This window comes from Sphingopyxis sp. BE235, from assembly GCF_031457175.1.
Taxonomy (GTDB): domain Bacteria; phylum Pseudomonadota; class Alphaproteobacteria; order Sphingomonadales; family Sphingomonadaceae; genus Sphingopyxis.
Genome location: NZ_JAVDWC010000001.1, coordinates 1,469,442 through 1,492,745, shown reverse-complemented (window position 1 = coordinate 1,492,745; position 23,304 = coordinate 1,469,442). Strand labels below are relative to the sequence as shown.

At 66.0% G+C, this 23,304-nt stretch carries 13 protein-coding genes; 6 read left to right on the top strand and 7 right to left on the bottom strand.

Annotation, left to right across the window (positions count from 1 at the left end; translation table 11 throughout):
- Positions 1-48 precede the first annotated feature (48 nt).
- On the top strand, positions 49-2,142 hold the full coding sequence (locus J2X38_RS06930) for a calcium-binding protein (protein WP_310252541.1): 2,094 nt from the start codon (positions 49-51) through the stop codon (positions 2,140-2,142).
- A gap of 8 nt (positions 2,143-2,150) precedes the next feature.
- On the opposite strand, the gene J2X38_RS06925 is transcribed toward J2X38_RS06930, so the two are convergent.
- On the bottom strand, positions 2,151-6,962 hold the full coding sequence (locus J2X38_RS06925; protein WP_310252539.1) for a hypothetical protein: 4,812 nt from the start codon (positions 6,960-6,962) through the stop codon (positions 2,151-2,153).
- Between the two features lie 247 nt (positions 6,963-7,209).
- Between J2X38_RS06925 and J2X38_RS06920 the strand changes: the two genes are divergently transcribed.
- The 4 genes from J2X38_RS06920 (at position 7,210) to manD (ending at position 15,488) form a co-directional block, all read left to right on the top strand.
- Positions 7,210-9,363 carry a type I secretion system permease/ATPase gene (locus J2X38_RS06920; RefSeq protein ID WP_310252537.1) on the top strand — a complete coding sequence of 718 codons (2,154 nt, stop codon included), beginning with the start codon at positions 7,210-7,212 and terminating at the stop codon, positions 9,361-9,363.
- The gene (locus J2X38_RS06915; protein ID WP_310252536.1) at positions 9,360-10,754 is read left to right on the top strand and encodes an HlyD family type I secretion periplasmic adaptor subunit; all 1,395 of its coding nucleotides are present in this window, start codon (positions 9,360-9,362) and stop codon (positions 10,752-10,754) included. Before J2X38_RS06920 ends, J2X38_RS06915 begins: the two co-directional genes overlap by 4 nt.
- A gap of 355 nt (positions 10,755-11,109) precedes the next feature.
- The gene (locus J2X38_RS06910) at positions 11,110-14,058 is read left to right on the top strand and encodes a TonB-dependent receptor (RefSeq protein WP_310252534.1); all 2,949 of its coding nucleotides are present in this window, start codon (positions 11,110-11,112) and stop codon (positions 14,056-14,058) included.
- A 221-nt stretch (positions 14,059-14,279) separates the two neighbouring features.
- Positions 14,280-15,488: a D-mannonate dehydratase ManD gene (gene manD / locus J2X38_RS06905; protein ID WP_310252531.1), complete on the top strand. Its 1,209-nt coding sequence runs from the start codon at positions 14,280-14,282 to the stop codon at positions 15,486-15,488.
- Positions 15,489-15,613: 125 nt separating this feature from the next.
- On the opposite strand, the gene J2X38_RS06900 is transcribed toward manD, so the two are convergent.
- The 4 genes from J2X38_RS06900 to J2X38_RS06885 all read right to left on the bottom strand — a co-directional run bounded on the left by J2X38_RS06900 (position 15,614) and on the right by J2X38_RS06885 (position 19,853).
- A complete protein-coding gene (locus tag J2X38_RS06900) occupies positions 15,614-16,942 on the bottom strand; it encodes a mannitol dehydrogenase family protein (protein WP_310252530.1) in 1,329 nt (442 codons plus the stop codon).
- Positions 16,939-18,351, bottom strand: a complete 1,413-nt coding sequence (gene uxaC, locus J2X38_RS06895; RefSeq protein ID WP_310252529.1) for a glucuronate isomerase — start codon at positions 18,349-18,351, stop codon at positions 16,939-16,941. Before uxaC ends, J2X38_RS06900 begins: the two co-directional genes overlap by 4 nt.
- Positions 18,348-19,661 (bottom strand): MFS transporter, encoded by a 1,314-nt coding sequence (locus J2X38_RS06890; RefSeq protein WP_310252526.1) that lies wholly within the window; start codon positions 19,659-19,661, stop codon positions 18,348-18,350. Before J2X38_RS06890 ends, uxaC begins: the two co-directional genes overlap by 4 nt.
- 69 nt (positions 19,662-19,730) lie before the next feature.
- Complete coding sequence (locus tag J2X38_RS06885) at positions 19,731-19,853, bottom strand: hypothetical protein (protein ID WP_310252524.1); 123 nt, start codon at positions 19,851-19,853, stop codon at positions 19,731-19,733.
- Positions 19,854-20,320: 467 nt separating this feature from the next.
- On the opposite strand from J2X38_RS06885, the gene J2X38_RS06880 reads away from it, so the two are divergent.
- Positions 20,321-21,328: a sugar kinase gene (locus J2X38_RS06880; protein ID WP_310252522.1), complete on the top strand. Its 1,008-nt coding sequence runs from the start codon at positions 20,321-20,323 to the stop codon at positions 21,326-21,328.
- A gap of 24 nt (positions 21,329-21,352) precedes the next feature.
- On the opposite strand, the gene J2X38_RS06875 is transcribed toward J2X38_RS06880, so the two are convergent.
- Together J2X38_RS06875 and J2X38_RS06870 are read right to left on the bottom strand one after the other, a co-directional pair.
- Positions 21,353-22,087 carry a FadR/GntR family transcriptional regulator gene (locus J2X38_RS06875; protein WP_058538993.1) on the bottom strand — a complete coding sequence of 245 codons (735 nt, stop codon included), beginning with the start codon at positions 22,085-22,087 and terminating at the stop codon, positions 21,353-21,355.
- Between the two features lie 42 nt (positions 22,088-22,129).
- Positions 22,130-23,299 (bottom strand): Gfo/Idh/MocA family oxidoreductase, encoded by a 1,170-nt coding sequence (locus J2X38_RS06870; protein ID WP_310252520.1) that lies wholly within the window; start codon positions 23,297-23,299, stop codon positions 22,130-22,132.
- Positions 23,300-23,304: the final 5 nt, after the last annotated feature.

Sequence of the window (23,304 nt, the reverse complement as noted above, 5' to 3'; positions counted from 1 at the left end):
AGTGGCAGCGATATCAATAACGCAGCGTCCATCGGTTCGCTCAACAATATGATCGGAAGGGCGGGACCGGGGGGCGAGGTGCTGCTGCTGGCCGACCAGGGCGACTATAACGTCACCGGCATCCTCGGCATCACTCGCGGCGGGACGGAGGGCCAGTCGGTGGTGGTGCGCGGCGTCGATTCGGGCGGCAATGCCATGGCCGCGCATTTCACCGGCTCGCGACCGGCCGACTGGCAGGCGGGCGACGCCTCCGGCAACGAGCTGTTCAAGCTCGGGGCGGGCGCGGACAATCTCATATTCCGCGACCTGCAGATCGACAATGTCGGCACGGCCTTCCGCGTCACCGCCGACCTCGCCAACCTCCATATCGAGGATGTCGACGCGAACAATGTCCGCCGCTTCTTCGAGGATTATGCCAGCGCGCCTTCGGGCACCGCGACGATCACCGGGCTGACGATCCGCGACGTCGACATACACGGCTTCTCGAGGGTCGCGATCCGCGTCCAGTACGACACCAACAATGTGGTGATCGACAATGTCACGGCGGACATGGCCGGGCAGACGGGCGACGACCTGCCCGCGGGCGTCCATCTCGACGGCACCGTCCACAACGTCACGCTGAGCCGGGTGGTCATGGAGAATATCCAGAGCACCGCCGGCGCCTATTTCAACGGCGACGGTTTCGCGAGCGAGCGCGGCGTCCATGACATACGCTTCATCGACACGGTCGCGCGCGGCAACAGCGACGGCGGTTATGACCTCAAGTCGAGCGGCACCCTGATCGTCCGGGCGCTCAGCGAGGAGAATGGCCGCAACTACCGCCTCTGGGACGAGGCGACGCTGATCGACTCGGTCGGCCTGAACCCGGTATTGCGCGGCGGCATCTCCGAGCAGAACCAGCTCTGGCTCGACGACGACGCCGACGTCACCGTGATCGGCGGGCGCTTCGACGATGCCGGATCGCGCACCAAGGTGATCTCCTCGCACGGGCAGCTCACGTTGCGGGGCGTCGAGATCACCCGGTCCGAACTCTCGACGCTCGCCACGCGCGATTCGCTCCCGGGCCTCGTCGGCATCGACACGATCCGCGAAACGCTGACCGTCGATCAGGGCGAGGCCTCGCCCGGCGCGACCGACTATATCGCGCTGCTCCCCCTGCCCGACACCGCCACGGCGGATGCGCTGCAAGGCACCGCTGGCGACGACATCTTTCTTGTCGATCACGCCGACGACCGGATCGCCGAGGCCGCCGACGCCGGGTTCGACCGGGTCGAGACGACGCTGGACAGCTACACGCTCGCCGGCAATATCGAGGCACTGATCCGTCGCGGCGACGGCGATTTCACGGGCAATGGCAACGCACTCGCCAACGCGGTGATCGGCGGCGCGGGCAGCGACACGCTGGGCGGACTCGGTGGCGGCGACGACATCGCCGGCAATTCGGGCGACGATACGCTCGTGGGCGGCAATGGCGAGGATCTGCTCCGGGGCCAGTCGGGTGCCGATATGCTGATCGGCGGCTGGCAGTCGGACACGCTCTTCGGCGGCACGGACGCGGACCGGCTGGTCGGCGACCAGGAATGGCTGAGCAGCCAGGGCGCCAACGACCGGCTCGACGGCGGCGACGATGCCGACCTGCTGATCGGCGATGCGACCAATGTCTATGGCAGCGGCAGGGGCGGCAACGACCGGCTGACCGGCGGCGCGGGCAACGACATCCTGATCGGCGACGGCGACGTGATGACGGACAGCGCCAGGGGCGGCGCCGACACGCTGGAGGGCGGCGACGGCAATGACTGGCTCTATGGCGACGGCCGCGAGACGACCGCGGCGGTCGCCGGCGGCGCCGACAAGCTCTATGGCGGCGACGGCCCCGATCACCTGATCGGTGGCGGCGGCAACGACCTGCTTGCGGGCGGCGCGGGCGCCGACTGGTTCGTTTTCGCGCCGGGCTCGGGCGCCGACGAGATCAGCGATTTCGCCTCGGGCGCAGACTATATCGACCTCAGCGCCTTCGACATCGCGTATGAGCAACTTAAGTTCACCACGAGCGCGGATGGGACCCGCATCACCATGGGCACCGACAGCATCTTCGTCCGCGGCGCACAGGGGTTTTCGCCCAATGATTTCGTCTTCGGCTGACGCGTACGTCAGCCAAAGACAAAGTCCGCCTGATCGAGCGCGCCGACGCCGCGCACGAAGATCGTATCGGTGGCGCTCAGTTGGATCGTCACCCCCGCGCTGCTGGTGGTGAAGCGCAGCGCCTCATAGGCGATGTCGAAAGCGCTGAGGTCGATCCGGTCTGCCTCGGCGCCGCCACGCGTGAAATCGGTGATCTCGTCGGCGCCCGACCCGACCGCGAAGACGAAGCGGTCGCCCCCGCCGCCGCCGGTCAGCTTGTCCGCGCCCCCGCGCGCGCCAGCCGCCATGGTCACCGCGTCACCGTACAATATGTCGTCGCCGAGCCCGCCGATCAGCGTGTCCGCGCCGCCGACGCCGCTCGCCGTCATGTTCATCCCGTCGCCGACCAGCATGTCGTCGCCATCGCCGCCATCCAGCGTGTCCCTGGCGGCGACCGACGAGACCCATTCGGTGTCACCGACCAGAAGGTCGTTGCCCGCGCCGCCATATAGCCGGTCGGTCTGCGACCCGCCGTACAGCGTGTCGTCGCCGTCTTCGCCCGAGAGCATATCCTCGTTCTTGCCGCCATCGAGCCGGTCGGCGCCGATACCTCCGCGCAGCGTGTCGTTGCCGTCGTCGCCGGACAGCGCGTCGTCGCCTTCGCCGCCGGTGAGCACATTGGCCCCGACGCTGCCGAGCAGCACATCGGCGAAGGCCGAGCCCTGCGCATTCTCGATACTCACCAGCCGGTCGCCCATGGCATCGCCGCCGGTCGCGGTCTGGGCGCGCAGGTTGACCAGCACGCCGCCGAGCGAGCCCGCATATTCCGCGGTGTCCGATCCCGCGCCGCCGTCGAGCAGATCGCCGCCCGCGCCGCCGCGCAGCACGTCCGCGCCGTCGCCACCGCTAAGCCGATCCTCGCCGCCGCTGCCAACGACGAAATTGTCGAGCGCGTTGCCGGTCATCGTCGCGCCGATCGTCCCGGTATAGACCAGCTCCTCGACATTGGCGCCGAGCGTGTAGCTGGTCGCGGCGGTGCGGATGCGGTCGCGTCCCTCGCCCGCCGCCTCGATCACCTGATCGCCGGCCTCAAAGACGACATAGAGGTCGTTGCCGGTGCCGCCGCGCAGCACATCGTTGCCGCCGCCGCCATCGAGCTGGTCGTCGCCTGCTCCGCCGAACAGGCGATCGTCGCCGCCGCGCCCATAGAGGATATCGCCGAGCAGCGGATCGTCCCCGCCGGTGATGCTGTCGGAATAGTTGGAGCCGATCACGGTCTCGATACCGACCAGCCGGTCGCCCTCGGCCTCGCCGCCGCGATTGACGTTGGTGACAAGGTTCACGGTGATCGCAGCGGATTTGGTGTAATCGACCTGATCGCGCCCCGCCCCGCCGTCGAGCAGGTCCGCGCCCGCGCCGCCCACCAGCTTGTCGTCGCCGTCGAGCCCGTAGAGTGCGTCGTCCAGCGCTTTGCTGTAGAGGCTGTTATCGAGCGCATTGCCGGTGCCGGTAAAGCCGCCGGTGCCTGTATAGCTGAGATCCTCGACCCCATTGGCGAGCGTCAGCGAGGACAGGCCCGTGCGCACGATATCGAGTCCGCCGCCGACCGTCTCGGTCACCTGGTCGCCCGCATTGTCGACCACATAGCTGTCGTCGTCCGCGCCGCCGATCATCACGTCCGCGCCCGCGCCGCCATCGAGCGTGTCATTGCCACCGCCGCCCTCGATCCGGTTGGCGTTCGCATCGCCCGTCAGCGTGTCGGCGAAGGCGCTGCCAACCACCGCCTCGATCCCCGACAGACCGTCGCCCTGTGCATCGCCGCCCGACACGGCGCCGGTGGCGAGGTTGACCTTCACGCCCACGGCGCTGTCTGAATAGACCACAGTGTCGAACCCGCCCGCACCGTCGATGCGGTCACCGCCCGCGCCGCCGGCGAGGATCTGATCGCCGCCATCGCCGATGATCGTATCGGCGAAGCCCGTGCCGATGAAATGCTCGATCCCGTCGAACCGGTCGCCTTCGGCATCGCCGCCGCTGCTCGCGCCGGTCTGGAGGTTGATCGAGATGGCACCCGAATTGGCGCTGTAGTCGACCGTATCGATACCGTCCCCACCGATCAGCACATCGGCGCCCGCGCCGCCTTGGAGCAGATCATCACCGCCGCGCCCTTCGAGCCGGTCCGCGCCTGCGCCGCCGTACAACGCCTCGTCAGCCCCCACCCCGGCCAGCACATCGTCGAACGCCGAGCCGACCAGCGCCTCGATGCTCATCAGCCGGTCGCCCGCGGCATCGCCGGTGCCGCCCTGTACCGACAGGGCAAGATCGACCTGCACCGCCGCCGCCGAGCCCGAATAGTCGGCGGTATCGAGGCCGTCGCGCCCATTGATCAGGTCCGCGCCCTTGCCGCCGAACAGCAGATTGTCGCCAGCATCGCCGTTCAGCGCATCGTCGAACGCCGAGCCGATCAGGCCCTCGATCGCGACGAGGCTCACCCCGCCCGAAGCCGTGCCCGCCGCAAGGTCCGCCGTCACCGCGCCCGCGCTGGTCGAAAAGTCCGCAACGTCAGTGCCCGCGCCGCCGTCGAGCCGGTCCGCCCCGCCCTTGCCGGCCAGCCGGTCGTCCCCGTCGCCGCCCGACAGCGCATTGGCCGCGCCATCGCCGACCAGCACGTCGCCAAAGCCCGAGCCGACCAGATTCTCGATCCCCGCCAGCACATCGCCCTCGGCATCGCCGCCGCTGCCGGTGCCGCCCAACACCGCGTTCACCGCGGCGCCGCTCGCCGCATAATCGGCGGTGTCGATCCCGGCGCCGCCGGTCAGCCGGTCCGCGCCAGCCCCGCCGATCAGCACATTGTCGAAGCCGTCGCCGGTCAGCACATCGCCGAAGCCCGAGCCAATCAGCCGCTCGACCCCCTGGAGCCGGTCGCCCTGGGCGTCGCCGCCGCTGCCGGTGCCGGCGACAAGGTCGATCGTGACCGCCCCGTCGCTGCCCGAATAGTCCGCGCTGTCGAACCCGGCGCCGCCGATCAGCGTGTCGGCACCTGCACCGCCGACGAGCAGATCGTCGCCGCCGCGTCCGTCGATCCGGTCGTCGCCCGCGCCCCCGCCGATCCAGTCCGCGCCGTCATTGCCCGAAAGCGTATCGGCAAAGCCCGAGCCTTTGACCCCCTCGATCCCGATCAGCCGGTCACCCGCCGCCTCGCCGCCGCTCGCCGCGCCATTGGCGAGGTCGACGACCACGCCCGCGCCGCTGCTGCCATAATCGACCCGATCGATCCCGGCCCCGCCATCGAGCAGGTCCGCGCCCGCGCCGCCGTCGAGCAGGTCATCGCCGGCACCGCCCGAAAGCGCGTCGTCGCCCGCACCGCCGAACAGCCGGTTCGCGCCCGCGTCCCCCGCCAGCACATCGGCAAAGGCCGAACCCTCGACATCCTCGAACCCGTCGAACAGATCGCCCGCGGCATCGCCGCCGCTGGCGGAGAGCCGCATCAGGTCGACCTGCACCCCAGCATCGCTGCCTGCGTAGCTAAGCAGATCGCGTCCGGCTCCGCCGACCAATATGTCTGTGCCCGAACCGCCGGACAGCACATCATCGCCGGCATTGCCGACCAGCATGTCGTTGCCCGCGCCGCCGATCAGCACATCGGCGTCCGCCGTGCCGCCGATCAAGTCGTCGCCCGCAGTCCCCGCCGCGACCACGACGCGCTGCCCGTCCAGCGTCAGCACCGATCCCGTGCCCTTCTTCAAGGTCACCGTGCCCGCACCGGTGGCGAGGCCATAGTCGCGCACCGTCAGCAGGCCGTTCCTCTCGGCGAGGTTGAACAAAGTCGGCGAACCGGGATCGGAGAAGAACGCCCCGTCGATCGTCGCGCTCGCACCCTCGGCCAGCCAGATATGCTCGCGATTGCCGCCCGCCAGCGGCGCGCCCGCGTCGAGGCTGACGATGTTGCTGAGCTGCGCGCCCGTGCCCCACAGCCGGATGTTGCGCCCATTGCCCGACACGATCGCGCCGTCGACCACGATGTTATCGCTCTTCAGGTCGAGCCCGCCATCGCTGTTGCCCGTGGCAATCACGTCGCGCAGCGTGATATTGTAGGTGCCGCGCTCGGTCGCGAAACCGTCGCCGTTGCGATAGTCGTTCACCGTATCGAGCGCGTTGCGCATGGCGACACGATCGATCGTCACGTCGTGCGCGGTTCCGGTGATATGGACGCCGATCGCGAAATTGTCGCCGTCCTGGAACTGGCTATCGCCGCGCACATCCTCGATCAGCACGTTGCTGCTGTCGTACTGGACGCGGATCGCGCCCTTGGAATAACCATCGACGGCGACGTCACGGATCGTCAGGCCGGTGATCGTCGCGCTGGCGTTGGCCCCCGAGACCATATTGTCGAAGAAGCGCGAAACGTTCGCGGCGTCGACATGCTCGACCGTGAGGTTGCGCACGTCCGCGCCGACACGAAAGGCCGTGCCGACATTCTCAAAGGCAAGGTCGCTGAAGCGCAGATTGTTCGCGCCGCCGAGCAGACGGAAGACCTCCTCGCCCGAGGGGCTGGCCGGATCGAACGGCTCGGTCCGGGTGCCGGCGATGGTCGCCGCCATCGCGTTGCCCGCGCCATCGACCCCGCGGATCGTCACCGGCGCGCTCGCCGCCCCGCCCGCGACGATCGCCAGCGCCCCGGTCGGCGCGGTATAGGCCCCCTGGTCGGCGAGCAGCAGCACCTGCCCACCCGGTCCCGCCGCCGCGATCAGCTGCGGCAGGTCCTTCAGCGTCGCGGCGTTCGCGGCGCTCGAGCCGTCGCCCGAACCGCTGCCGGTCGGCGAGATGTAGAGGGTCGGCATGGCAAGGTTCCCGTCATAAGCCTGAAAAGACACCCCCCGCGCAATCGCGACCAAACAGCCCGCGACGGCACCCGGGTCAACCATATGCTGCATCTGCGAACGCCGAATCGCCCCTTTGCTCCGACGACCGGAGCCGCCGCGCCTTCGCTCTCCAGACTTTGGCCGCTACCAAGGTTCGCGCCGGACGCTTCACGTTGCCGCACCCCGCAGATTGTCAACGCCTCAAGAATCCGATCGGAGATCCACCGTGCAGCAGGACCTGTCCCTCGGGACGTCGCAGCCGCCCGCGGACGACGGGCTCGCGGCCTTCGCCCTGATCCTCGCCATGCACCGCATCGTCGCAGACCCGGCCGAGCTGCGCCATGATCTCGGCCATGCCGACCCTGTCACGGCATCCGATCTGCTACGCTTGGCCAAGCGCATCGAAGGTGTCCGCGCCCGCGCCACGACCGCCGATTTCGAGCGATTGAGACGCCTGCCCATGCCTGTTATGGCGAGCGGCGCCGAGGGCTGGTTCGTGATCGGCCGCGTCGGCGAGGATGCCGTGGCGATCCAGCGCCCCGGTGCCGAAATCGAGCGATGGGACCGCGCCGCGCTGGAGGCCCGCTGGTCGGGCGCGCTGCTCCTCGTCGCCACCCGCGACGCCGCGCAAGTCGCGGCGCCCGCCTTCGACATGACCTGGTTCGTTCCCCAGATCGTCAAATATCGAAAGCTGATCGGCGAGGTGCTGCTGATCACCCTCGCGCTCAACCTGCTCGGCCTCGCCGCGCCGCTCTTTTTCCAGAATGTCGTCGACAAGGTGCTGGCGCACAACAGCCTGGCAACGCTGCAGGTGCTCAGCATCGGGCTCGTGATCGTCTCGCTCTGGGAAGTCGCGTTCGGCTGGCTGCGCACCCGGCTCTATTCGGAGACGAGCCAGAAGCTCGACGTTGAACTGGGCAGCCGCCTCTTCCGCCACCTGCTCCGGCTGCCGCTTGCCTATTTCGAGAATCGCCGCGTCGGCGACACGGTGACCCGCGTCCGCGAGCTGGAGACGGTGCGCGAATTTATGACCAGCGCCTCGCTCACCGTACTCGTCGATCCGCTGTTCACGATCGTCTTCCTCGTCGCGATGTGGCTGTACTCGCCGCTGCTCTTCGTCATCGTCGCGCTCACCCTCCCCGCTTATGTGATCGTCTCGCTCGTCGTCACCGGCCCCTTGCGCCGCCGGCTCGACGAGAAGTTCGCGCGCGGCGCCGCCAACAACGCGCTGCTCGTCGAGAGCGTCTCGGGCATGCAGACGCTCAAAGCCGCGGCGGTCGAGCCGCAATGGCAGGACCGCTGGGAACGCCATCTCGCCGCGTACAGTGCCGCCAACCAGCGCGTGATCAACCTCGGCAATTCGGGAAGCCAGGCGGTCCAGCTCATCTCGAAGCTCAGCCTCGCCGCGATATTATTCTTCGGCGCGCAGCAGGTGATCGCCGGCGCGCTGACCATCGGCGGGCTGGTCGCGTTCAACATGTTCGCCCAGCGCGTCTCCGGCCCGGTGATCCGCATGGCGCAGCTCTGGCAGGACTTCCAGCAGGTCCGCCTCTCGGTCCAGCGGATCGGCGACATCCTCAATGCCGGCCCTGAGCCCGGCGCCGGATCGCGCACCGCTTTACCTGCGCTCGCCGGCCATGTCCGCTTTGAGGCCGTCCGCTTCCGCTATGCCGCCGAAGGCCCCTGGACGCTCGACGACATCGACCTCGACCTGCCCGCCGGCGCGACGCTCGGCATCGCCGGCGCCTCGGGCTCGGGCAAGTCGACGCTCACCAAATTGCTCCAGCGCCTCTATCTGCCCGCCAGCGGCCGCGTGCTCATCGACGGCGTCGACATCGCCCAGATCGATCCCGCCTGGCTGCGCCGCCAGATCGGCGTGGTGTTGCAGGAGAATATCCTGTTCAATCGCTCGATCCGCGAAAATATCGCGCTCGCCGATCCCGTCACGCCGATCGAGCGCGTGATGACCGCCGCCCGCCTCGCCGGCGCGCACGACTTCATTCTGGAGCTGCCGCGCGGCTATGACACGATTGTCGAGGAGCGCGGCGTCAATTTCTCCGGCGGCCAGCGCCAGCGCCTCGCCATCGCCCGCGCGCTGATCACCAACCCGCGCATCCTGATCCTCGACGAGGCGACCTCGGCGCTCGATGCCGAGAGCGAGGAGATCGTCCAGCGCAATCTCAAGGCGATCGCGGCCGGCCGCACCGTGCTGATCATCGCGCACCGCCTGTCCGCGATCCGCCAGTGCGACCGCATCCTGACGCTCGACAAGGGGCGGATCGTCGAAAGCGGCACGCATGACGAGCTGCTCCGTCTCGGCGGCCGCTATGCCGCGCTCCATCACCGTCAGATCGGCGTTCAGGCGGGGGCCGCGGCATGACCGCGCTCACGCGCCACTGGACCGCCGTTCGCGACGCGCTCGACAATGAGCGCGCGCGGTCGCGCGGGATATTGCGCACCGAGGAGACCGACTTCCTTCCCGCCGCGCTCGAAGTGGTCGAGCGCCCCGTGTCGCCGACCGCGCGGGTCACTTCCTGGCTATTGCTCGGCCTGTTCGCCGTCGCGTTGCTCTGGCTCGTCCTTGGCCGCGTCGATGTCGTCGCCTCGGCGCCGGGCAAGCTAGTCCCCGCCGACGACGTCAAGCTGATCCAGCCCGGCGCGGCGGGGATCGTCCACGCCATATTGGTCCGCGACGGCCAGCGCGTCCGCGCCGGTCAGCCGCTGGTCGAGCTCGATCCCACCGTCTCGGATGCCGACACGGCGCAAGCCGGCAAGGCGCTCGAGACCGCTATGCTCGACGCCGCGCGGCTGCGCGCCATATTGTCCGCGCTCGACGGCCAGGGCCTGCGCTTCACCCCGCCAGCCGGAACCACGGCCGACGTCGCCGCCACCCAGATCGCGCTCGCCCGCGCCCAGCTCGCCGAGATCCGGGCGGGTAGCCAGACACGTGCCGCCGACACCGAATCCGCCCGCGCCGCCCGCGCCGAGGCGCAGATCCAGGCCGACAAGCTCGCTGAGACCCTGCCGTTGCTCGACGAGCAGATCGCCGCCAACGAGACGCTGCTCGAAAAGGGCTATGTCTCGAAGCTGCGCGTGATCGAGATGCGCCGCCAGCGCCTCGTCGCCGCGCGCGACCGCGATGCCGCGCTCGCCACCGCACGCAAGGCGGAGGCGCAGATCGCGGTGGCCGGCGGCAATTCGAGCCAATCCACCGCCGAGGCGCGCGCGCGCATCCTCGCCGATCTCGCCAAGGCCGAGAGCGACGCACGGCTGCGCCAGGAGGAGCTGACCAAGGCAACGAAACGCAGCAGCCTCCAGCGCCTCGTCAGCCCGGTCGACGGCACGGTCACGCAGCTCGCCGTCCACACCGTCGGCGGCGTCGTCGAGGCTGCGAAGCCGATCATGGTGATCGTGCCGGCACGCGGGAAGCTGGTTGCCGAAGTGGCGATCGCCAACAAGGATGTCGGCTTCGTCCGCGCCGGCCAACCCGTCGCGCTCAAGGTCGAAGCCTTTTCCTTCACGCGCTACGGCGCGGTGCCGGGCAGGCTCGAGCAGATCAGCTCGGACGCGGTGCAGGACGAGAAGCGCGGGCTGATCTACACCGCGCGGGTGACGCTGGACCGCGCAACGATCGTGCGCGGTGGCAGGGCGATCCCCCTCACCCCCGGCATGGCGGTCACCGCCGACATCCGCACCGGCCGCCGTTCGCTCGCCTCCTATCTGCTGAGCCCGATCGACGAGATCCGCGCGACGGCGGCGCGGGAGCGCTAACGCCTTCTCCCCTCTGAAGAGAGGGAAGCGCCGATGACGCACGGCATCATGGAGCCCGCACGTTAATGCGGGCCGGCCCATTCCACAGGGTCAATATTGGCCTGACCAAATGTCCCGAACGCGCGACGGCGGCCGCCTATACGCGCGAAATCTGCGCATAATCCCCGTCATTCCGATAATTGGTAAGGCACTCTTGCCAAATTGGACTGACAAGTCTATCCGGCAACAGGACACACGACGTCAAATCGGTCGCCCTGATCACAAAAGGGCGTCGGATCTTGGTGCAGGCCGAAGGGAGAGAAGAATGAGTCGCGAGAGCTGCAGCAGGCGCCACCTGCTTATTTCAACGAGTCTGATGAGCTTGCTGATCATGTCGCCGGCCCATGGCCAGACGGCTACGCAGGCACCGGCCGAACAAACCAGCCCGACAGCCGAGAACACCGAATCCCCCCCAGCCGATACGCAAGAGATCATCGTCACCGGTTTCCGTGGTTCGCTAAATAGCGCGCTGAACCTGAAGCGGCAGGAAACCGCGGCGGTCGACAGCATCGTCGCCGAAGACATCGGCAAATTTCCCGATTCCAACCTCGCCGAATCGATGCAGCGCATTCCTGGCGTCGCCTTGTCACGCGGCGATGGCGGCGAGGGGCGCAATATCTCGGTTCGCGGTCTCGGCGCACAATTCACCCGCGTGCGGATCAACGGGATGGAGGGCACCTCGCAGGTCAGCGGCAGCGATATCCGCGGCGGCGTCGCCACGGGGCGCTCGTTCGACTTCGTGACCTTCCCGACCGAAATCTTCTCCGCGCTTTCGGTCCGCAAGACGACCTCCGCCGACGTCGAGGAAGGCTCGCTCGGCGCGACCGTCGACCTGCGCGCACCCCGGCCGTTCGACCAGAAGGAGGACTTCGTCTTCTCGGGCACGGCGCGCGGAATTTACAACGACATCAGCAAGAAGGCCGATCCGCGCCTGTCCGCGCTCGTTTCCAAGCAGTTCGGCGACACATTCGGCGTGCTCGCCAGCCTCGCCTATTCGAAGCGCCACATCGACGAATACGCCTATTCGGCGGTCGACATCCTGCCGTCCTACGTCGCCGGGCAGTCGCAGGGCGGCATCATCTTTCCCTTTTGCACGCCTGTCGGCTACACTTTTGGCGGCGTACCGGTGAACAGCCCCGCGCCGGGCTATGCCAATGGCGGCACCCCGGTCGGCGCCGACGCCAACAACTGCAGCGCGGGCAACCCCCGCACCAGCACCAAGGAAGCCTACGACTATATCATGAGCCGCACGGGCGTGTCGGGCCGACCGGGTGGCGGGGTGTTCCTGCCGCGCCTTCCCCGTCCGGTGAAGGGCAGCCAGAATCAGGAGCGTATGGCCGGGTCGCTGACGCTGCAATGGAAACCCACCGACGACACCGATATCTCGCTCGACGGCCTGTACTCCCGCTTCAAGGTCAATCGCCTCGACACGATGCTCGATGCACGCTCGATGGGCCGCACCGCCTCGAACAACGGCCAGCCGATGATGTCGATCCGCGACATCGAAGTCGACGACAACGGGTCGCTGATCCATGGCCTGTGGGACGGCGTGGACCTGCGATCGGAAATGCAGGACGAGCGTTTCACCTCGACCTTCCGCCAGGTGAACCTCAACTTCGACCATCGCTTTTCCGACACGTTCCGCGTCTTCGGCCTGGCCGGCATCAACGATTCCAAATTGAACGTCGACCGCCTCCAGGTCGCGATGGATTCGAACGACACCGATAATTTCTCGATCGACTTCCGCGACAATCCGGATGTCCCGAAGATCGGTTACGGCATCGACCTGACCAATCCGGCCAATTTCCTGTTTGGCCCGCCGCTGGCCGACGGCACGCAGCGCGGTCAGATTTCGAGCTTCATCCGTAAAAATACGATCGTCAGCAAGACCTTCGAACTCAACGCCGAGTGGGAGGCGGCGCCGAACTTCACCATTCAGGTGGGTGGCCAGTATCGCACCAACAAATATACCGCGCGCGAGCGGCAGTTGATCCCCGCCCAGTCGTTGCCGCAGGTGCTCCCCGCCGGCGTGTCGCTCGCCGACATCACCTTCGTGACGAAGAACATCGGCAAGAATCTGAACGGCCAGATGCAGGATTTCCTCGCGATCGATCCGGACAAGTTCCGCGAAGCGGTGAACTTCAGCAGCTATCAATATTGCAACCTGGAGTGCGCCAAGGGCACCTATGGCGGGGTCGACGAGAAATATACGTCGGGCTATGCCATGGTGAAGTTCGACACCGAAGACGTCTTGCCATTCGCGCTGCGCGGCGATGCCGGCGTCCGCTATGTCCGCACCAGCTTCGACACATATGGGCCGATCCCCACCGCCGCGCCGGCCGGGTCGCCCTATCCCACGCGATATGTGATCTCGACGGTGGAGCGTAGCTATGATGACTGGCTGCCGTCGATAAACCTCGCGCTCGACGTCACGCCCGACCTTATCGCGCGTTTCTCCGCGGCGCGCGTGATGTCGCGTCCGTCCTATGGGCAGCTCATCCCCAGCGGCAGCGCGAACATCGTGATCCGTACCGCCTCGATCACCAACCCCTATCTCGATCCGATCCGGGCCAACACGATCGACGCCGCACTCGAATGGTATTTCGCGCCCGGTTCGCTGCTGTCGGTCGCCTATTTCTACAAGAATATCGAGACCTATATCCAGAATACCAACCAGCTGGTGCCGTTCCGCGATCTCGGGCTTCCGCTGTCGCTGCTGGAGGGCACGGGCACGGGCATCACGCCCGACGAACTGTTCAGCGTGACGCGCAGCAACAACACCGACGGCGGGCCGCTGCGCGGGTTCGAGGCGAACCTCCAGCTGCCGTTCCGTTTCCTGCCCGGCGCGCTCAGCAATTTCGGCCTGCTCGCCAACTTCACGCGGGTGCGCTCGAGCATCAATTACATCATCTCGCCGACCCTCACGCGCAGGGCGCCTCTCGTCGGTCTCTCGCCGGAAACCGCCAGCGCCACGCTCTATTATGAGGACGATAAATTCAGCGTCCGGTCGACGGTCAACTATCGGGCGGCCTTCCTCACCGGCGTCCCGGGTCCGACCGACAGCGACGCGAACGTCAATGCGAGCTCGATCTTCGTCGACGCTTCGGCCTCGTACAACATCAACGAAAATATCAAGCTCATCGCCGAGGTGTCGAACATCACCAACGAAACCAATCGCCTCTACACCGACACCACGCGGAAAGACCCGCTCTACACCTCCTATTTCGGCCGCACGTTCAGCCTGGCAGTCAATTTCCAGTTCTGAGCTTCTCCCTGTCGCCGTGAGCATCGGTCGGTTTTCCGACTATGCTCGCGGCGATATGTTGCGGGCGGCGACCGCTCTCGTGCGCGCGGCGGAAACCAGGTTAAAACCGGTCCATTAATTGTCACAATTGGTATTACCAATTTTATTGAAAATGGTAAGGCAGATGCTATGAGCAATGGGAGCAGCCGATCGGCTCCCCGAAACGAGAACAGGAAAATAGCATGAAGATCCAGTCTGCCCGCGTCATCGTGACATGTCCGGGGCGCAATTTCGTGACCTTGAAAATCGAGACCGATCAGGGGGTTTTCGGAATCGGCGATGCGACGCTGAACGGGCGCGAGCTCTCTGTCGTTTCCTATCTCGAAGACCATGTCATCCCCTGCCTGATCGGGATGGATCCGCGCCGGATCGAGGATATCTGGCAGTATCTCTATCGCGGCGCCTATTGGCGGCGCGGCCCTGTCACCATGTCGGCGATCGCGGCGGTCGACACGGCGCTTTGGGATATCAAGGGCAAGATGGCGGGCATGCCGATCTACGACCTGCTCGGCGGAAAGAGCCGTGACGGAGTGATGGTCTATGGCCATGCCAATGGCGCCGACATTGCCGAAACCGTCGACGCTGTCGGCCAGTATATCGACCTCGGATATAAGGCTATTCGCGCACAATCGGGGGTTCCGGGGATCAAGGACGCTTATGGCGTCGGCCGCGGCAAGCTCTTCTATGAGCCCGCCGACGCCGCGCTTCCGTCGCTGACGATCTGGGATACGAAGAAATATCTCGACCACATCCCCAAATTGTTCGAAAAAATCCGCGACACCTATGGCTTCGAGCATCATCTGCTCCATGACGGCCATCATCGGATGACCCCCATCGAAGCCGCCCAACTCGGCAAGGCGCTGGAGCCCGCAAAGCTATTCTGGCTCGAAGATGCGACGCCGGCGGAAAATCAGGAAGCGTTCAAACTCATTCGCCAGCATACGACCACCCCGCTGGCCGTCGGCGAGATTTTCAACACGATCTGGGACTGCAAGGACCTGATCCAGAACCAGCTGATCGATTATATCCGCGCGACCGTGGTCCACGCCGGCGGAATCACGCATTTGCGGCGGATCGCCGACCTGGCCGCGATCTATCAGATCAAGACCGGCAGCCATGGCGCGACCGACCTGTCGCCCGTGTGCATGGGCGCGGCGCTCCACTTCGATAGCTGGGTCCCCAATTTCGGGATCCAGGAATATATGCGCCATACACCCGAGACCGACGAAGTTTTCCCGCACAGCTACCGTTTCGAGCAGGGATATATGTATGCGGGCGATGCCCCGGGGCACGGCGTCGACATCGACGAGAAGCTGGCGGCAAAATATCCCTATCAGCCCGCCTATCTGCCCGTCGCCCGCCTCGAAGACGGAACAATGTTCAACTGGTAAGCTGTTGAGGTGCGGGAGAGCCGGGGTGCTGGTGCCAAACTAATCGTCATCCCGGCGAAGGCCGGGATCTCGACGGTGCGTCAGGTTGCGACGATGAGATCCCGGCCTTCGCCGGGATGACGGAATTAGGCTAGGCTTTCGGGCCGCCACTTGGAGGCGATCAGCCCGCCTTCGCCGAACAGCCTTTGCGTTGCATCGGGAGCTGCAACCGCCTCGCGTAGCTTTTCGCCAAGCGGATCGTCGATAGGATGGTCGCTGCGCAAGAAAGCGATCCATGCTGCGATCGCTGTTTCGAGCGCGGGGCAACGCGCGCCGCGTTTCTGGTGCCAGGCGAGCGTTTCGAGCCAGCGTTGCGGGATTTTCTGGCTGCCATCCATCGCGATCTGGATCAGCCGGTGGTTCAGCGCGGGGTTGGCGAAGCGATCGAGCAAGGCATCGGCGTAGGCGGCGAGGTCCTGCCCCGGCGCGGCGTCGATCGTCGGGGCGGCCTCCTCGCGCAGCAATCGTTCGATCACTGGCCGGATGGCGGGATCGGCGATCGCCTGATGCACAAAATCGTGGCCTTTCCCGAGCCCGACATAGGCGAGCGCCGAATGCGCGCCGTTGAGCATGCGCAGCTTCGCGGTTTCATAGGGCCCGACGTTGGCGACCAGCTCGGCCCCAACATTCTCCCAGCGCGGGCGCGGGCCGGCAAAATCATCCTCGATAACCCATTGGCTGAAGCCTTCGGTGACGACCGCGCCCTCGTCGCGGACGCCGAGCACGGCTTCGACGGCGGCGCGGTCGGCATCGGTGGTCGCGGGGACGATGCGGTCAATCATCGTCGCCGGGCATCGGCATTCGCTGTCGAACCACGCCGAAAGGTCGGGATGGTAAGCGGCGAGATAGTCGCGCATCAAGGCGCGCAGCACCGCGCCATTGCCCGCGAGATTGTCGCAGCTGAGCAGGGTCAGCCCCGACAGCCCGGCCGCCTTGCGCGCCGCGAGCCCCGCCGCGACGAAGCGATAGAGGCTGGAACCGCCCGCCGCTTCGGGGAGGTCCAGCGATCCGTCGGGACGCCGCAGATAGCCCTTCTCGGTTACGGTGAAGCTGATGATATGCGTCGTCGGCGCGGCGATGGCGTCGATCACGGCTTGCGGATCTTCGGAGGCGACGAGCACCTTCTGGACCGCGCCGATCAATCGTATTTCGGTTCCGGCGACGCTCCGTGTGCTGACCGTGTAAAGCCCATCCTGCGGGTTCAGCTGCGCCGCGACGTCGCCCGAACGGAGCGATACCCCGATGATGCCCCAGTCGCGGTCGCCCGCGCGCATCGCGTCGTCGGTGTAGACCGCCTGATGCGCACGGTGGAACGCGCCGATGCCGATATGGACGATGCCTGCCGCTTGGGCGGATCGATCATAGCCCGGCGTCTGCACCGACGCCGGGATCGGTGTTTGGGCCGAAAGCCTCACAGCTTGTACGCGGCCTTGGCGAGATTATAGCTGAGGTCGACGGCAAGCTCGGCCGCCTCCCATTCCTCCATCCGGTGCTCGGCCACGAGCTGCGCGAGGAAGCCACAATCGATGCGCCGCGCGACATCATGGCGCGCGGGGATCGACAGGAAAGCGCGTGTGTCGTCGTTGAAGCCGACGCTGTTATAGAAGCCCGCCGTCTCGGTCGTGTGGCTGCGAAAGCGCCGCATGCCTTCGGGACTGTCGTGGAACCACCAGGCGGGGCCGAGCTTCAGCGCCGGATAATGGCCCGCGAGCGGCGCGAGTTCGCGCGCGTAGCTCGTCTCGTCGAGCGTGAAGAGGATGATCGTCAGTGCGGCTTCGTTGCCATAACGCCCAAGCAATGGGCGCAGCGCGTGGACATAGTCGGTCGCGGTCGGGATATCGGCGCCCTTGTCGCGGCCATAATGCTCGAACAGCCAAGGGTTGTGGTTGCGGAAACTGCCGGGATGGATCTGCATGACGAGCCCGTCGTCGAGGCTCATCCCTGCCATCACCGTCAGCATATGCGCACGGAACAGCTCGGCGTCGGCGGCGCTGACATTGACGCCGGTGACACGCGCGAACAGCGCTTCGGCTTGCGTCTCCGACAGGTCTGCGGTCGCCGCGGTCGGATGGCCATGGTCGGTCGAGGTCGCGCCCATCTCGGCGAAGAAGGCGCGGCGATTGCGGTGCGCGGCAAGATAACCCGCATAGCTGAAGGCATCTTCGCCCGAGAGGTCGGAGAAGCGCGTGAGATTGTCGCGAAAGCCTTCGAACTCGGGATCGACCACCGGATCGGGCCGATAGGCGGTGATGACGCGCCCGCCCCATTCACCGCTTTCATTCGCGGCGCGAATAGCCGCGTGATGCTCGAGCGTATCGAGCGGGCTTTCGGTCGTTGCGATCACCTCGATCCCGAACCGGTCGTACAGCGCGCGCGGGCGGAAGGCATCGGTCGCGAGCGCCTCGGTGATCCGGTCGTAATAGAGGTCCGACGTCTCGCCCGAGAATTGCACATCGAACCCGAAAGCCTCGGCGAAGACCCAGTCCATCCACATCCGCGTCGGCGTGCCGCGGAACAAATGATAGTTTTGGGCGAACAGCCGCCAGCTCTCGCGCGGGCCGGCCGCCTTGTTGCGGATCCCCAACGCGTCGAGCGAAATGCCCTGCGAATAGAGCATCCGGAACGCATAATGGTCGGGATGCAGCAGGAACTCGGCGGCATTGCCGAACGATGCGTTGCCCGCGAACCACGCCGGATCGGTATGCCCGTGCGGGCTGACGATCGGCAGGTCGGCAACCTCGGCATAAAGGCGCCGGCAAATATCGCGCTGCGCGAGATCGGACGGGAACAGGCGATCGGGATGAAGTTGAAACGGGCGGGTCATGCGGGGGTGCCTTCGCTTTCGACAGTGACCGGCGTCAGGCGCGGGCTGAGAAGATGGAGCGCCAGCACGGCGAGGAAATAGACCGTCGTGCACACGGCGAAGATGATCGTGTAATTGCCGTTTGTCGCATCGAGCACCAGCCCGGTCGACTTGGCCATGATCATCCCGCCGACGCCGCCCATGAAGCCGCCAAGTCCGATCACCGACCCGACCGCGCGTTTGGGGAACATGTCGGGCGGGATCGACAGGAGCGTCGACGAAAAGGCCTGATGCCCGGCGAGCGCGAGACCAATCAGGACGATGGCCAGCCACATATTGTCGAGCCCGGTGACGAACAACAGCGGCAGGACGAAACAACCGGCGATCACCATCGTCAGCTTGCGCGCGAAATTGGGGGTGCGCCCGCGCTGGATCAGCTTCGACGAGAGCCAGCCGCCCGCGATACTGCCGACGTCGGAGAGAAGGTACATGATGATCATCGGCAGCAGCACGACCTTGAGGTCGACATCATAGGTACTGGCGAAATATTTGGGCAGCCAGAACAGCATCAGATACCAGACGGGATCGATGAGGAATTTCGCGACCGCGAACGCCCATGCCTCGCGCTTGGTGACGATTTTCGACCAGCCGAGGCGCGCGACCTGCTCGGGCGGATCATGCTCGATCCACGCGAGCTCGGCATCGCTGACCTTCCCGCTCTCACGCGGATTGCTGTAGAGCCACAGCCACAATATCAGCAAGAGAGCGCCAAATACGCCGGTGTAGATGAAGGTCTGACGCCAGTCGAAACCCGCCCAGACCATGAACAGCCAGATCGTCGGCGCGGTCAAAATGACCCCGATCGTCGTCGCGCTGTTAACCCAGCCGATCGCAAAAGCGCGCTCTTTTTGGGGAAACCACTCGCTCGACGCGCGGACGACCGCGGGAAAATGCCCCGCCTCGCCGACGCCGAGGACGACACGCGCGGCCATGAAGGAGGCAATCGACCCCGCAAAACCATGGGCGACATGGCCGATCGTCCAGATGGCGATCGCAATGCTGTATCCGATCTTGGGTCCGAAGCGGTCGATCAGCCAGCCCATAGCCAGAAAACCCAGCGCATAGGCGGCCTGAAACGCCATGACGATGTTGCCATAGTCATTCTCGCTCCACCGCATCTCCTCACCGAGGACGGGCGCCAGCAGGCCGAGCATCGTGCGGTCGATATAGTTCACCGTGGTCGCCGCGAACAGCAGCGCGACGATCAGCCAGCGATAGCGCCCCGTCCTGGGCACCGGCGGCGCCGATCCTGCTGCAATGGCCTGCGTCATATGTCTCTCCCGTGGCATCAGAAAAATGCCGGGATCCGTCCGAACGAACCCCGGCAAGGCTGGGGATGGCTAGAAGTTCTGCTCGCGTTTCTGCGCAGTACGGATGATGTCGCCCGCCGTCGCGTCGGGCGCGCCCTGGGCTGGAGCGAGCGCGCCGGAGGCTCCCTCAAGCAGCAAGGCTTCGCCGATCAAAGGCCGCGCCATGCGCTATCGAAAATGAAGGCCCGCATCAGATTCTCCACAACAGTCCGGACGCTTTCCGCGCCCCTCTATGCAACACCTATAGAGATTGGTCAGACCGATTGCAATAAGTGGCTTGTCACATATTTTCCGGAAATGCCAACAGGCCATATGGATCGACCCACAGCCGAAACCTACCTATGTTGGCGTAATTTTATAGAATGGGAGAGAATTTTTCGACGACCAAATTGGCCATATTGAATGAAAACGAGCATTTTCGGGGTTTCGCATAGCCCCCGTCATGAGGCGATAAAAAAGCGATTGTCAAAATTGGCCATACCAAATAGGCTTGCACATGCTCCAAGCCGACGGGCCGGAAGAAGCAGGTCGAACCTGGAGAGGACGATATGAGCGGACCGGCTACCCGCCGGGACGATGCCCGGCGCGGCCGGGATTCCGATCGAAAGGAACTGACCAACATGGGACGCCTTGTCGCCTTTGGCGAAATCCTGCTGCGCATGTCGCCCCCGGGGCGCGAACTCCTGCTCCAGACGCCGCGGCTCGACGTCTGGATCGGCGGCGCCGAGGCCAATGTCGCAACCGCGCTCGCGCGGCTCGGCCACGACACGGCGATCGTCAGCGCCGTGCCCGACGATCCGCTCGGCGACGCGGCCGTCGCCGCGCTGCGGGGGCACGGCGTCGATTGTTCGGCCGTCGCGCGGCGGCCCGGACGGATGGGGGCCTATTATGCAGTGAGCGGCGCCGGTTTGCGCGCTACCAACATAGTCTACGATCGCGCCCATTCCGCTTTCGCTGACGCCCCCGCAGCGGACTGGGACTGGGATCGGCTCCTCGCCGGCGCCGGCCGTCTGCACCTGTCGGGAATCACCCCGGCGCTGGGCCCCGGCGGAACGGCAGCGGCCTTCGCTGCCGCAGACGCCGCGACGCGGCTTGCTATTCCTGTCTCGTTCGACGGCAATTACCGTGCGCGCCTGTGGGAAAGCTGGGACGGCGATGCCAGGGCCATCCTGTCCCGGCTGGTCGGACTGGCCGATATCATGTTCGGCAATCATCGCGACATCGCGCTCCTGCTCGGCCGCGATTTCGGCGATGACGGGCCGGCGCGTCGACGGACCGCGGCGGACGCGGCATTTGATGCCTTTCCCAAGCTGGCGCTGATCGCCTCGACCGCGCGCCATGTCGAGGATGTGGACCATCACCGCCTCGCCGCGCGGATCGATACGCGCGACGACTTCGCCCAGACCGAGGAGATCAGGGTGGCCGGTATCGTCGACCGCATCGGCACCGGCGACGCATTCGCCGCGGGCGTGTTCGATGCGCTGCTGCGCGACCAATCCATCGCCGTTGCGGCGCAGACCGGACTGGCGCTGGCCGCGCTGAAGCATTCGCTTCCCGGCGATGCGAGCCTGTTCGGGCGATCCGATATCGAAGCCTTCCTGAGCGAGGGTTTCGATGTCAGGCGATAGGGATAGGCAAAGGGTATAGCCCGATTACTGGGCGTAGCGGCTCCGTTCGTCGGCGACCCGCTTTCGGGCCAGTTCGACCTCGTGCACTTCGGTTGCCTCCAGCAGCGCTTCGAGCGCGCGCGCCAGATGCTTTTGCATCGCGGCGCGCGCCGCCGCCGGATCGCGCGCTTCCAGCGCGAGGACAATATCCTCATGCTCGGCAACGCTCGGGGTCACCCCCGCGATATGCGCCTTGCTGCTGAGCAGACGATAGAGCGAAGAGCGCGCGCGCATGTCCCACAGCGATTCCACGACCGCGACGAAGGCGCTGTTCAGGCTCGCGCTGGCGATCAGTTCGTGGAACTGGCGGTCGGCCACTTCGGCGCGCGCGCTGTCGCCGCCGGCATCGCCCATCGCTTTTACGAGCGTACGAAGCTCCGCAAGCTGTTCGTCGGTGATCCGTCCGGCCGCGAGCGCGGCAACCTCCCCCTCGATCTGACGGCGCGCTTCGAGCAGTTCGAACGGACCGACGTCGGCGGAGGGGCCGTCAACATCGGCATGCGAAATTGCCGTCACATAGACGCCCGATCCTTTGCGCACTTCGACCATCCCGTCGACCTCGAGCGCGATGATCGCCTCGCGAACCGTCGGCCGCGATACGTCATAGGACTGGGCGAGTTGCCGCTCCGACGGCAAACGCGTACCGATCGGATATTCCCCCGCCTCGATCTTGGCCGCGATATCGGTGGATACGCGTTCGTAGAGCCGTTTTGATTCCATGCCATTCCCCATGAGGAAACCGCTATCTTGTTGGCCTATGCGTTACAAGGTCGCTTGTTGCCGAGCGGGCTTGGCATGCGCCTGCGCCGTCAGCACCAGTTCGGCGGCGAGCAACGCTCCCTCCTGATCTTGCGCCACCGATGTTCCTTCGACGATGTCGGTGACGAACTGCGGGCCAAATGGCAGAGGCACTTTGGAGCAGTCCAGATACCGAACACCCTTCCGGTCGGCGATAAGCAGGTGATTTCCGCCGGGCCGGCCGGCGATATCGACATATTTCCTGAGCTCGATATAACCTTCGGTGCCGAGAATGAAGAGACGGCCATCGCCCCAGGTCGGCAAACCATCGGGCGTGAACCAATCGACGCGGACATAGCCGGTGCCGCCGTCGCCGCTCAGCATCATATCGCCGAAATCCTCGAACGTCGGATGTTCGGGATGCGCGAAATTGCCGGTCTGCGATGCGACGACATGCGCGCGTTTGCTGCCCGTCAGATAGACAAATTGATCGGCTTGGTGGCTGCCGATATCGGTCAGGATCCCGCCGTTACGCGCCGTGTCCCAGAACCAGTCGGGCCGGGATGCCGCGGCCAGTCGATGCGGGGCGAGGTTGACGGTCTGGATGACGCGCCCGATCGCGCCGTCATGGACAAGCTGGCCCGCCATGACCGCCGCGGGCACTTCCAGCCGTTCGGAATACATGATCGCAAATTTGCGGCCGGTCTCCTTGATCGCGCGGCGAACCTCGGCAAGCTGCTTCAGCGAGGTAATCGCCGCCTTGTCGCTGAGATAATCCTTGCCCGCGCGCATGACGCGGATGCCCAGCGGCGCGCGCAGCCCGGGGATGGCCGCGCTGCAGACCAGCTTGATCGCGGGATTGCCCAGAATCTCGTCTTCCGAACGCGCCAGCGCGATATCGCCATAGCGCGCGCGGAACATCGCAATCTGCTTGGGATCGGTCGCATGGAAGGTCGTGAGAACGCCGCCACCCCGGATCACCGCGTCGGTGATGCCATAGATGTGATTATGATCGAGCCCGATCACCGCGAACGGCACGCGATATTTCGCCTCGGGCGCCGGGCGTGCACGCGCGCCCTCGGTCGGCGCATCGCCGCGCGCCGCGGACTGCGCCAGCGCATCGGCCGCGAAGCCCGCGGCGAGCCCCGCGGTCAGGCCAAGCCCCAGAAGATCGCGCCGGTTGGTGTCGGTCATGGCTT